At 70.8% G+C, this 13,969-nt stretch carries 10 protein-coding genes and 2 pseudogenes; 4 read left to right on the forward strand and 8 right to left on the reverse strand.

What is annotated here, in order from left to right:
* Window positions 1-74 precede the first annotated feature (74 nt).
* The 3 genes from ACIPSA_RS18475 to ACIPSA_RS18485 all read right to left on the reverse strand — a co-directional run bounded on the left by ACIPSA_RS18475 (window position 75) and on the right by ACIPSA_RS18485 (window position 4,708).
* Window positions 75-260, reverse strand: a complete 186-nt coding sequence (locus tag ACIPSA_RS18475) for a hypothetical protein (RefSeq protein WP_402635717.1) — start codon at window positions 258-260, stop codon at window positions 75-77.
* Between the two features lie 179 nt (window positions 261-439).
* Entirely contained in the window at window positions 440-1,579 is a 1,140-nt protein-coding gene (locus ACIPSA_RS18480; RefSeq protein ID WP_402635720.1) for an ABC transporter substrate-binding protein, read from the reverse strand.
* 297 nt (window positions 1,580-1,876) lie between these two features.
* Window positions 1,877-4,708 (reverse strand): SpoIIE family protein phosphatase, encoded by a 2,832-nt coding sequence (locus ACIPSA_RS18485; protein ID WP_402635723.1) that lies wholly within the window; start codon window positions 4,706-4,708, stop codon window positions 1,877-1,879.
* Window positions 4,709-5,273: 565 nt separating this feature from the next.
* On the opposite strand from ACIPSA_RS18485, the pseudogene ACIPSA_RS18490 reads away from it, so the two are divergent.
* A pseudogene (locus ACIPSA_RS18490) lies at window positions 5,274-5,399 on the forward strand (VOC family protein); the annotation flags it as partial.
* A gap of 60 nt (window positions 5,400-5,459) precedes the next feature.
* Window positions 5,460-5,579: pseudogene (locus tag ACIPSA_RS18495) on the forward strand (peptidase S8); the annotation flags it as partial.
* Window positions 5,580-5,779: 200 nt separating this feature from the next.
* Here the strand turns inward: ACIPSA_RS18495 and ACIPSA_RS18500 are convergent.
* The 3 genes from ACIPSA_RS18500 to ACIPSA_RS18510 form a co-directional block, all read right to left on the reverse strand.
* The gene (locus tag ACIPSA_RS18500; RefSeq protein ID WP_402635726.1) at window positions 5,780-6,172 is read right to left on the reverse strand and encodes an SCO5389 family protein; all 393 of its coding nucleotides are present in this window, start codon (window positions 6,170-6,172) and stop codon (window positions 5,780-5,782) included.
* Between the two features lie 44 nt (window positions 6,173-6,216).
* The gene (locus ACIPSA_RS18505) at window positions 6,217-7,176 is read right to left on the reverse strand and encodes an ATP-binding protein (protein WP_402635728.1); all 960 of its coding nucleotides are present in this window, start codon (window positions 7,174-7,176) and stop codon (window positions 6,217-6,219) included.
* Between the two features lie 905 nt (window positions 7,177-8,081).
* Window positions 8,082-9,209: a YeiH family protein gene (locus tag ACIPSA_RS18510; protein WP_402635729.1), complete on the reverse strand. Its 1,128-nt coding sequence runs from the start codon at window positions 9,207-9,209 to the stop codon at window positions 8,082-8,084.
* Window positions 9,210-9,280: 71 nt separating this feature from the next.
* Between ACIPSA_RS18510 and ACIPSA_RS18515 the strand changes: the two genes are divergently transcribed.
* Together ACIPSA_RS18515 and ACIPSA_RS18520 are read left to right on the forward strand one after the other, a co-directional pair.
* Window positions 9,281-10,270: a LysR substrate-binding domain-containing protein gene (locus ACIPSA_RS18515; RefSeq protein ID WP_402635731.1), complete on the forward strand. Its 990-nt coding sequence runs from the start codon at window positions 9,281-9,283 to the stop codon at window positions 10,268-10,270.
* Window positions 10,271-10,628: 358 nt separating this feature from the next.
* A complete protein-coding gene (locus ACIPSA_RS18520; protein ID WP_402635736.1) occupies window positions 10,629-11,138 on the forward strand; it encodes a hypothetical protein in 510 nt (169 codons plus the stop codon).
* 20 nt (window positions 11,139-11,158) lie between these two features.
* Here the strand turns inward: ACIPSA_RS18520 and ACIPSA_RS18525 are convergent, their stop codons facing one another.
* Both ACIPSA_RS18525 and ACIPSA_RS18530 read right to left on the reverse strand, forming a co-directional pair.
* Entirely contained in the window at window positions 11,159-12,664 is a 1,506-nt protein-coding gene (locus ACIPSA_RS18525) for a long-chain fatty acid--CoA ligase (protein WP_402635738.1), read from the reverse strand.
* Window positions 12,661-13,797 (reverse strand): TauD/TfdA family dioxygenase, encoded by a 1,137-nt coding sequence (locus ACIPSA_RS18530; RefSeq protein WP_402635740.1) that lies wholly within the window; start codon window positions 13,795-13,797, stop codon window positions 12,661-12,663. Before ACIPSA_RS18530 ends, ACIPSA_RS18525 begins: the two co-directional genes overlap by 4 nt.
* Between the last annotated feature and the right edge of the window lie 172 nt (window positions 13,798-13,969).

Raw genomic sequence — 13,969 nt, forward strand, 5'->3', positions numbered from 1 at the left:
CCGGCCCTCCCCTCACAGGGGCATGTCCTGGGCGTCGTGGCGAGCCGGCCGTGCCCGTCGCGCCGACAGCCGGCTTAGCTCGGGAAGCAGTTGGTCACCGATGCGGGCGATCTCCTGCCTGTACGGGGTGTCGGACAGAACGAAGTGTTGATGCCGAGTTCGCGGTAGTTCTCCAGTGCGGTGGCGACGTCCTCGGCGGAGCCGACGAGCCAGGTGGTCGCTGCTCCGCCACCGCCGAACCTGCCCGGGGTGGCGTACACGATGAGTCCGGGTCCGCATGCGCCGCGGCCGCATCTCCGCTTGCCGACCTTCCGCCCGCTGCGCAGACCGGTGCATGGGTCCGTCACCCTGCCCTGCTCGGTGCGGGTAGCGATGACGGGCCCGCTCCGTTCCGGTGCCCCTTCGCCGCGCAACTGCTGGGCGCCGGGGATCGTCCCGGCTAGCCGGAGACGGCCCTCGCCCAGCCCTGGGTGACCGTCTCCTTCGCCTTGTTCAGTTGCGCGTCCGTCGGGAACTGCGGAGTTCCCTCAACCGTCGGCAGTCGTGCAGCGGCGGCCTTGTCGAGGGTGCCGTCCTGCCTCATGGCGTCCATGAGCACCGGGCGGGCATAGGCGCGCAGCCGGAGGTTCTGGCCCTCCGGGCTGAAGAGGTACTCCTGCCACAGGCGGGCAGCCGCCGGGTGCGGGGCGTTCTTGTTGATCGCCAGCGCGAAATACTGGGCGAAGCTGCCGTCGAAGGGGATCGAGACCTGCCAGTTCACGCCCTTGTCGCGGAGCTGGTCGGCGTAATGGAGGTTGATGTAGTCCCAGTTGATGCTGATGGGGGTCCGGCCGCTCGCGACCGTCGCCGAGTTGGAATCGAGAGGGTTGAAGTTGCCGCGATTGTTGAGCTCGGCGAAGAAGTCGAGACCCGGCTGGACGTCGTCGAACGACCCGTTGTTCGCCAGCGCGGCCGCGTAGACACTGGCGAAGGCAGTGGCCGACCGGGGCGGGTCGCCTTCGAGTGCGACCATGCCCTTGTAACCGGGCTTCAGCAGATCGGCGAAGGTCTCCGGACAGGGTTTGACCCGGGTGGCGTCGCAGCCGATGGAGATGTAGCCCCCGTAGTTGTTGGACCAGCGGGCCTTCGAATCCTTCTGATTGCCGGGGATCGAATCGTAAGCGGCTACCTCGTACGGCGCGAGAAGATTCTGCGCCGCTGCTTTCCGCGCGAACGTATCGCCCACGTCGATCACGTCGGGCGCGGTCGGCCGGTTTCCCCTCTTCCTCAGGGCGTCGATCTCGTCCTCGCTGTGGCCCAGCGGATCCTCGACCGTGACCTTGATCCCGTACTTCTTCTCGAAGCCGTCGATCAGACCGCCGTAGCCGGCCCAGTCATGCGGCAGCGCGATCGCTCTGAGCGTGCCCTCCCGTTTCGCTGCGGCGATCAGTGCGCGCATGCCGCCCATGCTCTCGGCGGACGTGGCCACCGACGGGCGTGCGAGGCCGACGGTCGGTGTGTTCTCGCAGGCGCTCAGGCCCAGTGCCACACATGCGAAGCAGCTGAAGACCGCCGTTGCTCGGGCACACGGTGTAGTCACGGCCGCTCCAGGACGTGGGGGGCGAGGTGGTCACCTCGACCGGTCGGCGGCAGTGCCGCCGCGTCCGGAGTGGCGGGACTCCCGCTGTGCCCCCCGCTTCGTCGGCTCCACGGTGCCGACGAAGTGGTCATCAAGGCCAGAGTACCCGGCAGCCTGGACGGTGGAATGCCGTCCGGGAAGCCCGCGATCACCGTCTTTGCCCCGGCACTCGGCTTCTCCGTACGTTCCGGGCCCGACCGCGCCCACGGTGGTACGTGGCGTGCGCGACGGTGGAGGGAGGCGACGTACCGGCGCACCTCACAGCGCGGTGTCGTCCCATTGGTCGAGCAGGATCTCGCCGAGATCTCCGCCCTCCGGCGTGGCGCCGCGGTGCAGGGACTGTTCGGCCCAGATGACCTTGCCGGTGGGCGTGTAGCGGGTCCCCCAGCGTTCGGCGAAGCGGGCGACCAGGAAGAGTCCGCGGCCGTCCTCGTCGGTGACCTTCGCCCGGCGCAGCCGCGGCGAGGTGCTGCTGCCGTCCCCGACCTCGAAGATCAGGGTGCCCCCATCGGGGCTGCCGATCGACTCCGTGCGCAGCACCCGCACGGTGATGGGCTCGGCTCCGTAGCGGACGGCGTTGGTGATCAGCTCGCTGAGGATGAGTTCGGCGGTGAATCCGACCTGTTCCAGCCCCCACTCCGTCAGCCGGCGGGCGCAGGCGTTGCGCACCGGGGCCACCGCCGCCGGGTCACGGGGCACGTCCCACTCGGCGACCTGCTCCGGCCCGAGCCGACGCGTGCGGGCCACCAGCAGCGCGATGTCATCCCTGGGACGGTCGGACAGCATGGCCTCCATCACCGCCGCGCAGGTGGCCTCCGGCGTGCGACCCGGCCCTGTCAGAGCATCGCGCAGGGCCTCCAGACCGGCGTCCAGGTCCCGGGTGCGGTCCTCGATCAGTCCGTCGGTGTAGAGCACCAGCCGGGAACCCTCGGGCACGGTGAGCTCGGCGGTCTCGACAGGCAGGCCTGCTCCGAGTCCCAGTGGCGGGGAGACGGGCAGCTCAGGGAAGTCGACGGCCCCGTCGGGCCGGACCACCGCCGGTCCCGGATGGCCGGCGGTGGCGATGGCCAGTCGCCCGGAGGCGGGGTCGTAGACGGCGTACTGGCAGGTGGCCCCGGTGATCATCCGCTGCCCGTCCTCGGCGGCGACGACCTCCTCGGCGTCGATCTGCGCCACCAGCTCGTCCAGCCGGCCCAGCAGCTCCTCCACGGGCATGTCCAGGCTGGCGAAGTTGTGCACGGCGGTGCGCAGCCGGCCCATCGTCGCCGCGGCATGCAGACCGTGGCCGACGACATCGCCCACGACCAGCGCCACCCGGGTACCGGACAGCGGGATGACATCGAACCAGTCCCCGCCCACTCCGGCCTGGGCCGGCAGATAGCGGTAGGCCACCTCGAGGGCGGACTGTTCGGGCAGTGCGCGGGGCAGCAGGCTGTGCTGCAGGGTGACGGCCATGGCGTGTTCGCGGGTGTAGCGGCGCGCGTTGTCGATGCACACCGCTGCCCGGGCGGCCAGCTCCTCGGCCAACGACACGTCCTCGTCCTCGAACGACGGGGAGCCCTGCGCGCGCCAGAAGTCCACCACGCCCAGCACCACGCCGCGGGCGCGGAGGGGCACCACGAGCAGGGAGTGGATGCCGCGATCGAGGATCCACCGGGCATGTTCGGGCTCCTGGGTCAGCCGGCCGTCGGAGGCGCTCAGGTCCCCGACCAGGACCGGTCGGCCCTCGGCCATCGCCGTGGAGACGGGGTGGTCCGGGACGAACCGGATGAGCTCGCGGACGGGATGGAGGTGATGGTCCGCGTCGAGACCGGCGACGGCGCTGCGGCGCAACTCGGGGATCCTGGCGGTCGCACCGGAGGAGTCCTCGCCGCGCAGGACCGGGTCCAGCAGCTCGACGGTGACGATGTCGGCGAACCGGGGCACCGCCACCTCGGCCAGTTCCTCGGCTGTGTGCTTCACGTCGAGCGTGGTGCCGATCCGCAGCCCGGCGTCGTAGAGCAGGTTCAACCGTCCGCCCACCACCTCCGCCCGGCCGGCGAGGGCCCGCAGCTCGGTGGTGTCCCGGAGCGTCACCACGCTGCTGACCGGTCCGTGAGGTGCGGTGAGTCGCTTGCTGACCGCGAGCAGCCGGTCGGCCGCCAGGTAGACCTCGTCGGTGGCTGGGCGATCGGAGGCCAGCAGCCTGGCGAGGTCCTCATTCAGCCCCAGATCGGTGATGCCTCGCCGCTCCGCGTCCGCCGGCAGGCCCAGGAGCCGTCGTGCCTCGTCGTTGGCCAGCAGCAGTCGGCCGTCGCCGCCGACGATCAGCACTCCTTCCCGCACCGCGTGCAGCACCGCGTCGTGGTGCTCGTACATCCGGGTCATCTCGGTCGGCCCCAGCCCATGGGTCTGCCGCCGCAGCCGTCGGCTCACCAGGCCCGACCCGCCCGCGGCGACCACCAGGGCCGTGGCGGCGCCGCCGAGGAGGACCGGCAGCTGCATGTTCAGCCTGTGCTGCACCCTCTCGACCGTGACGGGCACGGAGACGATGGCGACGACCGAGCCGTCGGGACCCGTGACGGGAACCGCCGAGATCACGGAGAGCCCCAGGGACCCCTGGAAGGTACTCGTGAAGGGCTTTCCCGTCGCCGCCTTCGCGTAGGGCCCGATGATGTGTTTCCCGACCTGATGCGGGTCGCTGTGGGTGAGGGTGACCCCGTTCAGCCCGTACACGATGATGGCGTCGACGCCTGCGGCCTTCCGGGCCGCCTCCGCGTACGGCTGCAGCGCGGCGGACGGGTTCGCGCTGTTCAGTGCCGCCACGATCCCCGGGGAGTGCGCGAACGCCTGCGCCGTCGTGAGCGTCCGGTGGCGGGCGTCCGCCATCACGTCGCGCTGAGCCTGCACCACGAGCGCCAGCAGGGCGGCGGCGACGAGCAGCATCACAACGGCCAGCTGGAGCAGGAAGACCTGGCCCGCCAGGCTGTGCACGCTCAGCAGCGAGCCCGACCGCCTCGCCTCTTCGGCCTGACGGGGCCGACCGGGCCGATGAGTTCTCACGGACACATCTGGCACATCGCGCCCGGATTGACCCGAAACTCCATTCATGTTCCCTTTCTATCGTTTCTGGGTGGCTGACCACCAAGTGACCGGGACGGACTGGTCCGCTCAGGGACGGCGACGAGCCGGGACCGGCGGTCGGCCGACCCTTCCAGGCGGTTTCCCTGCGGCGCGATCTGCACCGACGTGCGCGCCCGGCCGGCGCGGCGGGCCGGCGCGGCGGATCGGCGCTACGGCCGCGGTGCCGGATCGTGCTGTACACCGACGGGCTGGTCGAGGCTCTGGACCGCGTTTCCTCTTCTTCCTCTTCGACGGGCGGTACGCCGTGTCCGGTGCTCAGCCGGCCGGAGTGTTCGTCCAGGCACTCGACATCGCCTGGAACGGAAAGTGCGCCGAGATCCCGTGACGCGGGTGCGAATTCGACTGGCGCGGCGTCAGGAAAGTCGGCAACGGGTCAGTGGGTGTCCGGGCCGTCGGTGGCGGTCAGGGGTTTGGTGCAGGTGCCTGCACCAGGTTGAGTGCTGCCTCGCTGAAGGCACGAACGCGGGCTGTCGCACCGCGTCGGTGGGCCATATCAGGCCCCAGTCCACTGGCGCGGCGTCCTCGAAGGGGCGACCGCTTGGTCGCGGTCGGCGGTACCCGCGTTCCGGCACACAACCCGTACTGGCACAAGCACGGTGTGACGATCGCCGACCCGGACGGCTACCGCCTGGTGCTGTGCTCCCGCACCTGGGCCTGAGCAGCGTCCGGGCGGGTCAGAACGCAGCCGGTGCTGGATCGCGGCGACGGTGCTCCGCTCAGCGACGACACCGGCCGGGCCGGTGAAGAGATGCTCGACATCGACATGGCCGGCGCGGTCTGCCCGAACTGCGGCATCATCCTGGTCGAGGCCAACTCCGCGAGCATGGCCGACCTCGGCGCCCAACGGTACTGCCGCCTTCACGTCCGGTGGCGGCACCGGCGGCAACACGGTGACCGTCACCAGCCCGGGCAGCCGGTCGACCACCATCGGAAGCTCGGTCAGCCTGCAGATCTCGGCGTCCGACAGCGGCGCGGCGAACTGGACGGCCTGATTGTCGAACGCCGGATTCGGCAGTTGCGGTCGCGGCCGGCAGTGGTTCAGCAGTCCCGGAACTCCGGCGACTGGTTGAGGATCTGCGCGCGCAGGGAGGTGAAGCGGGTGTGGGTCTCGCCGCCGCGCGCCTCGGGGTGGAAGGCGGCTACGCGGTGGCAGTTCTGGAAGGCGAGGGCGATGCCGAAGTGACGTTCCAGGCTGCCCCTGATGGCGTCGCTGGACAGGGCGCGCAGCAGCTGGCCGCGTTCCTTCTCGGAGGGCGGCGGGGTCTGGTTGTCGGCGAACTCCGCCGCACCGGACCGCAGTTCCTCAGCCAGGCGGGCGACGAGGTCGTAGGCGTACGGCAGGGAGGTACGCACCGTTTCCACGAACTCCCGCTCCCGCACCTCGCCGTTCTCGGCTTCGGCGAGCAGCTGCGGGGAGACATCGAGTGACATGAAGGGCTGTCCTGTTCTTTGGTTCTGATCTTGAGGGGGTGGGGTCAGGCGAGGGCGGCCAGTGCTGCGGGGCCGTGCTGGAAGTCCGGGTCGATCTGGGTGGCGAGGTTCTGGCCGGTGGCCTCGTCGGCCCAGGCGGCGGCGTTGCGCAGGTGGAACTCCACGGCGCGCTTCTGGAAGGCCGTCCAGTCCTTGGTACGGGCGTCCACGGCCGCGCGCAGCAGGTCCAGGGCGCGGGTGTTGTGCGGTTCCAGCTCGCCGTGACCGTGCCCCTGTTCCTGGGCGCGTACGTAGGAGGACTGCTCGCAGTGGGCGAGCAGTTCGTCGCCGACGTGCTCCTTGAGGAAGAGCAGGTCGTCCTCCCCGGTGACCTTGTTGCCGACGACGGCGACCGGGATGTCGAACTCGGCCGCGTGGTCCCGGTACTGGCGGTACACGGAGACGCTCCTGCGGGTTGGTTCCACGACAAGGAATGTCATGTCGAAGCGGGTGAACAGGCCGGAGGCGAAGGCGTCGGCGCCCGCGGTCATGTCGACGACGACGTACTCGCCGGGGCCGTCCACGAGGTGGTTGAGGTACAGCTCGACCGCGCCGAGCTTGGAGTGGTAACAGGCCACTCCGAGATCGCCCTCGTCGAAGGCACCGGTGACCATGAGCGGAACGCCGCCGACCTCCTGGACGTGGTGACTGTGGACCTCGTCGTCGCCGAGCAGCCGCAGCAGCCGGGAACCGCGTCCAGGCGGGGTCGTCTTGACCATGGCCTCGCGGGACGGGATCCGCGGGTTGCTGCCCCGCAGATAGTCCTTGATCTCACCGGTGCGCGCGCTGAGCGGCGGCGCGGCAAAGACCTCGACCTCGGCGGGACCGAGGGCATGGGCCAGGTGCTGGTTGATGTCGCCGTCGATCGCGACGACCGGCGCGCCCGAGTGCGCCAGGTGATGGCAGAAGAGGGTTGACAGGGTCGTTTTGCCGCTGCCGCCCTTGCCGACGAAGGCAACGCGCATGGCTAGCCACCCCCGGTATTGAAAATGGATGTCATGAGCACAGGTTGATGGTGCGACCGGTTGCTGTCAAATCACCTGAGCTTCAACTTGCTGACTGTTACGCCGTGTTGGGGATTTCGTGGCTGCAAACAGGGGATTCCTTTCACTCGTACGGAGGAGGCGTCGAGATGAGCGATACGGCAGGAGGCCGTCAGAGCCGGTCTTTCACCCTCGTGGTCTGCGGCTCATGCCGTGCCGTCGCGAGGGGGCGGACGATGGACGGGCTGCGCCGTGCGCTCCGGACTCGGACCCGGATCGTGCGGTCCGACGGCCCCGGCGGGTGCGTGTCTCCGCCCCGTCGTTCCGGTCAGCAGATGGAGCCCGAGCTGGAACGCAAAGCGCGCCGAGATCCCGTGACGCGGGTGCGAATTCGACTGGCGCGGCGTCAGGAAAGTCGGCAACGGGTCGGTGCGAGTCCTGAAACACCTGGGGACAGCTGACCGGCCCTGCGAATCGATGTAGCCTCCGGAGACCGCCCTTGACCCGCAAAAGCAGGCAGGGAGCAGACGAATCGGGAGCTTCTTCGTGTTTCGTGCCATGTTCAAGTCCAAGATCTAACGCTTGGGTGTTTGCACAGGTCAGAGCCGTGATCGCCGCGTCCGGGTCAGCAAATGGTCAGCATCGGACCAGACGGCGTCCCGCCGCGCCGCTGGCAACACCTATGAGCCGGGGCGTCCCGACACCGGGCCGACGACGCCAGTGCGCTACCGCCTGCACCGCTCGCACGTGACCGCGACCGATGCGGAGGCCCGCAGAGAGAAGCCGTCCGCGACAGAAGCCGGCAGTGTCGGCGCCGCTGCCCTGGCGGGACGCGGCGGTGCACGCCAGTGGTTGGGCGACCCTCTCTGCCGCGCTCGGTGCGACGGTCACAGGTACCGGGCCAGGAACTGGACGGCCAAGCTCGTGGCGGATACCACCAGCCACAGGCAGCCCCCGAGCACCAGGGGTGCGGGGCCGGTCCGGCGCAGCCTGGAGGGTTCGGTGGACAGGCCGATCGCGGACAGGGCGACGGTGATCAGGAAGACGGCGAGCGTGCTGAGTGGGCCGTGGGCGCCGGACGGGACGAGGCCGGCGGTGTTCACGGCTGCCAGGACGAGGAAGCCGGCGAGGAACCACGGCACCAGCCGGCCGATGCGCACCGGGCCGGGGAGACCCCGCCCAGACCCTGCCGCGCCGGCGTTCGCCCGTGCGTCCTCCGTCCGTGCGCGGCGGCGGGCGAGGGCGGCGAGGCCCAGGCAGATCGGGATGATCAGCAGCGTGCGGGCCAGCTTCACCACCACTGCGTAGTCGGCCGCCGGGCCGCCGTAGGTGGTGGCGGCGGCGACCACCGACGACATGTCGTTGACCGCGGTGCCGGCGAACAGGCCGAAGGCATGCTGGCCCATTCCCAGCAGATGTCCGAGAGCGGGGAAGGTCAGCACCGCGGCGATGTTGAAGACGAAGATCGTGGAGACGGCATAGGCCACCTCCGCCTCGGCCGCGCCGATGACCGGCGTGACCGCCGCGATCGCGGAGGCGCCGCAGATGCCGGTGCCCACACCGATCAGGGTGCGCAGGTCGCGGACGACACCCAGGCGGCGTCCGATCCCGTAGGCCGCCGCCAGGCAGACCGCGAGGGTCACGATCATCACCGGCAGCGAGCCGACACCGACCCGCAGTACCTGGTCCAGGGACAGTTGCGCGCCCAGCACCACGACCGCGGCCTGAAGTACTCCGCGCCCGGCGAAGGCGATGCCGGGCCGCATCCGGTCCCCGGGCCGCACCGCGACCGCCACCACCACCCCGAGCACTATTCCGCTCACTGGCCCGCCGACGACGGGGACCAGCCGGCCCAGCGCAGTCGCGACGAGGGCTACACCGACGGCGAGGGCGAGCCCGGGAAGCCGGGCGGCACAGCCGGGGAGCCGGGCGGCGAGAACGGCGCCGGGCCTTGGAGCGGGGGCAAGGCGGGGCGGGCGGGTGGTCCCTGACCGGGAGACGCTGGCGTCCTTCATGATCACCACTCTGGGCGGCCCCGCGCGCGCTCTGTAGCCCCCGATCGAGCAAGAGGTCATAGCGTAGATGTATGAGTTGGTCATACGCTGAGGCTGTGACAGACCGCTCCGTGCCGGATCCCCGTGACGTTCCCCTCCCCCTGCGCACCCCCGACCTGGAGTCGCTGCGGCTCCTCGTGCTCGTGGCCGACCTGGGCAGTCTGGGCCGGGCGGCCGAGCGGCTGCGGATCTCACAGCCGTCGGCCAGCCGTCGGCTGTCCACGCTGGAACGCGGGCTGGGACTGGTGCTGGTCGACCGGACCCGCCGCGGCTCCCGGCTGACGCTGGCCGGGCAGGTCGTCGCCGGACACGCCCGGCGGGTCCTGGACGAGCTGGACGAGCTGCTCGTCGGGGCGGATAAGCTGCGCGACCGGCGGGAGGCCGAACTGCGCGTCGCGGCGAGCCTGACCATCGCGGAGTACCTGCTGCCGGCCTGGATCAGCGAGCTGCGGGGCCGCCGACCGGAGCTGTACATCGGGCTGCAGGTGACCAACAGCGAGCACGTGCCCGAGCTGGTCGAGTCGGGCGAGGCCGACATCGGGTTCATCGAGGGCCCGCGCCTGTCCCGTGTGATGTCCACGCGGCAGGTGGCCGAGGACCGGCTCGTCGTCGTGGTCGACCCCGGGCACCCGTGGGCTCGGCGACCCGAGCCGCTGTCGGCGCGGGAGCTGTCCCGTGCGCCGCTGGTGCTGCGGGAAAGCGGTTCCGGCACGCGGCAGACCCTGGATCGCGCCTTGCACCTGGCCGGCTGCGAACGCGTCCGGCCCCTGGTGGAGCTCGGCTCCACGGCCGCCGTGCGCGGCGCGGTGATCGCCGGTACCGGGCCGTCCGTCCTGAGCGAGCTGGCCGTCCGCGGGGACATCGCCGAGGGCCGGCTGATCGGCGTCGACGTCGCGGGCGTCGACCTCACGCGCGACCTGCGCGCGGTCTGGCCGACGGGGCGGCGTCTAGTGGGCCCGGCGGCGGAACTGGTCACGGTGGCCCGCCGGGCGGTCGCCGGCGAGAGGCCGGCCCGCGCGTAGGGCCCGACGGGACGACGGCGCCTCCCTCGCCGTGCCGCCGCGGCAGGGCGCCCGTGTGCCCGGGACCGATATCAACTGCTCCGGCACCGTTGATGGCAAGACGAAGAAGGGGGCACGCCTCCGGTGGCTACAGCATGTGCGACGCGCAGCTGAGTTCCGTACTGTTCGGCAGTTGGGACTGACGAAGCGAGCGGGGCTTCGTTGTCGACTGCGAGGCGAAGCCCCGCTCACTGGGCACGCGCCCATACGATCTCCGCGCGAAAACGGGGGTGCGTCGTGGACCGGGGACCGGCGTCCGACGACTCGTCGACCACCAGCCGCGCAGCAGTCGGCCGCCCGCAAGGAGGTCACCTCACCCGTGAGTGAGCCCCCGGCAGCCGAGCAGGAGCCGGACGACATCCAGCGCGGCGTCCTCAGCCCCCGGCCGACCCCTTACGCGGCCACCTACCTGGCCTTCCGGATCGACGACCGGGAACAGGAGCGGGAGCTGATGCGGCGTGTCAGCGGGGCGGTGACCTCCGCCGCCGACCCGGCCGGTCCACTCCGGGACACTTGGGTCAGCGGCGGCCTGACCTGTCACGGCCTGAAGGCCCTCGGAGTGCCTGCTGCATCGCTGGACACGGTCGCCTGGGAATTCCTGCAGGGCATGGCTGCCCGTGCCTCTTCATCGTGGCCACGATGTTCGCGGCCGGCCGCAATCGGGCTCGCGTTCGACGATCAGACCGCCGTTCTGGAGGTGCCGGCGGCGGTCCTGCTCAGCGGGCTGGCCGCGGCACTCCCGATCGCCACGCTCCGCAGCCGCCGACGCCAAGGCCCGGCGCCGCCTGGCACCGGCCACGGCACGCCGCCGGCCCGCACGCACCCTTGATCTTTGCCGAGGCGTGAGGGTCACGAGCGGACCGACGACGACGGGACAGTGATCTCCCGCTTGAGGATCTTGCCGGTGGGGCCCTTGGGGAGCTCGGTGGTGAGGGCGACGACGCGCGGATACTTGTAGGCCGCGACGCGTTCCCTGACGTAGTCACGGATCTCTTCCGACGTCGCCTCCTCGCCGGTCCTCAGCACGACGACCGCAGCGACTTCCTCGCCGTGCACCGCGTCCAGAACTCCCACGACAGCGGCCTCGGCGATCGCGGGGTGTCCGTACAGCACCTCCTCGATCTCCCGCGGGTACACGTTGTAGCCGCCCCGGATGATGAGGTCTTTCTTCCGGTCGACGATGAAGTAGAAGCCGTCCTCGTCGACGCGTGCCAGGTCGCCGGTGTGGAACCAGCCGTCGCGGAGGGCGTGGGTGCTTGCGTCGGGGTTGTTGAAGTAGCCCTTCATCACGTTCTCACCGCGTATGGCGATCTCGCCGACCGCGCCGGGCTCCACGGTTGTCCCGTCGTCCGCGACGAGTTTCATCTCGACTGCCCGCACGGGTGTGCCGATCGAGCCGGCCTTGCGCGGGCGGTCCGGATGGTTGAAGGCGGCCACCGGAGAGGTCTCCGACAGGCCATAGCCTTCCAGCACGGTCGCCCCGAAGGTCCGCTCGAAGCTGTGCAGCACCTCGACCGGCAGCGCGGCACCACCCGACACCGCGAGCCGGAGCCGGGATGCGTCATGCCCGTCAGAGCGTCGGGCCTGCAGAAGGGCGGAGTACATCGTCGGCACGCCGAGGAAGACGGTGACCCGGTCGCGGCGCATGACATCCAGAGCCCGCCCCGCATCGAACCGGGGCAGCAGCGTGAGCGTCGCGCCGGCCGCCACGGAGGCGTTCATGGCGCAGGTCTGACCGAAAGCGTGGAACAGCGGGAGACCGCCGAACAGCACGTCTTCCGGACCGAGCAGCAGCAGTGTCTGCGCGGTCGTGGCCGTGTTGGTCAGCAGGTTGAGGTGGGTCAGTTCGGCTCCCTTGGGCGTGCCGGTAGTGCCCGATGTGTACAGGATCAGGGCGGTGTCGTCGTCGGCCCGTTCGACGACGCCAGCCATGGGCTGGGCAGCGAGCAGCAGCGCGTCGAAGGCGTCGGAATCCGTGACCAGGCGCGCCGCTCCGGTCTCGGCGGCCGCCTTTGCGACCTCTTCGGCGCACATCGGGTGGGCCAGTACCATCCGGGCCCCCGAGTCGCGGAGCACGAAAGCTGCCTCACGGGCCTTCAGCAGCGGGTTCATCGGCACCACCACGCCGCCGGCCCGCAGGATGCCGTAGTACACCACCGGGAAGAGCGGCACATTGGGCATGGTCATCGTGACCGCGTCGCCCGGCCCGACACCCCGGTCGCGCAGAACACCGGCGAGCCGTGCACTCGCCTCGTCGAGCTGCTCGTACGTCAGGGCGGTGTCGTCGTGGCGCACGGCGATGTGCGCTCCATGCACAGTCGCGGAGTTCACCAGGAGCGTGGCGAGATTGGTCATGACCGTCGAGTCCTCGATTCGTCTGAGTGGGTGCACAGCGGCGGACAGCCGCAGCCGGGGCGTGCCGTGCGCAGGCTCCGGGGGCGGATGACGTCGCGTGGGGTGACCCCGGCGCGTGTCGTAGGGCGGAAGTGTGCTCCGGCCGCCTGATCGGCCGGGTCGGCGCCCCTGTGGCGGGCCAGCCACAGGCGCAGCAGGTGGCGTTTGCGTTCCGCGGCGTCGAAGTCCTCGTACGCCGAGCGGGCATGCAGCACCACATGATTGTCGAGTAGCAGCAGATCACCGGGCTGGAGATCCAGTTCAAGCTGGACGCCGGGCGAGGCGGCCGTCGTCTCGATGAAGTCGTACAGCTCCTTGTCGGCGGCCCGGGCGCCGTCCGGCCCATCACCGCGGGCAGTGCGCGCCCCGCTGCCCAGGCGGGCGCGGTCGTATCGCATGCTGGGCCTGTCGCCGTGCCGGGTGACAAGCGGGGAGGCCAGGTAAGCCGCCTCGCCGGATGCCGGCTCCTCCTGGCGGTCGAAGAGGTGGGTGCGGTACAGGTGCGCGGCGAGATCCGGGCGGAGTTCGAGCACGGCGTTGTGCACGGCAGCGGCACTGGCGAGGAGCGTACGGCCGCCTGAGCGCGCCGGCCGCAGGCACAGCAGGCCGAGCAGGTCCGACTCGGCGGTGTGGAACGGCAGCGCCGCCCGGGTCAGGCACGCGGGCGGTGCCGGGCCGTCCTGCGTCGGGCCGACGTCCCGAATGTGGCAGAGGGTGCGGCCGTCGGCGGTCTGCGGGACGGGCCTGCCGAGGTACTGGCCGATGCCGCGCAGCACGGTGCTCGCTTCCGCCTCCCCGAGCAGCTCCGCCGGGATGCCCTTGATCAGGAGGAAGCCCCGCCCCTCGGAGAGTGTTCTCGCAGCGCGCTTCAGCTCGGCGGCGAGCGTGGGCAGCGGGAAGTCGGCGACGGTCATCCGCAGCAGGGTGGCGGCGTGAGCGCGGGCGGTGTGCAGCGCCGCACGCAATTCCTCACGGTTCTCGGCGGACAGACCCAGAACCCAGTCGTCACGGCCCGCCAGGTCGGATCCGTACCACAGGGCGGGGCCCATGAACGGTTCGGTCGGCACCGTCGGCGTATGTGGGGTCTCGGCCATGGTCGTCTCCGCGAGTTCTCGTGAGCCGGGCGGTTCCTTCCGGCGATGCGGTGGCCGGGCGGCACGGCCACCGCGCCGCCGCACGGGCCGCGTTGAAGGGGGATGCTACGAATCACTCGTTCTGCGTGCTTGACGTGCGGGGACGAGAAACTTAACTTCTGGGGACCCATCG

Source organism: Streptomyces sp. NPDC086549, from assembly GCF_044746205.1.
Classification (GTDB): domain Bacteria; phylum Actinomycetota; class Actinomycetes; order Streptomycetales; family Streptomycetaceae; genus Streptomyces.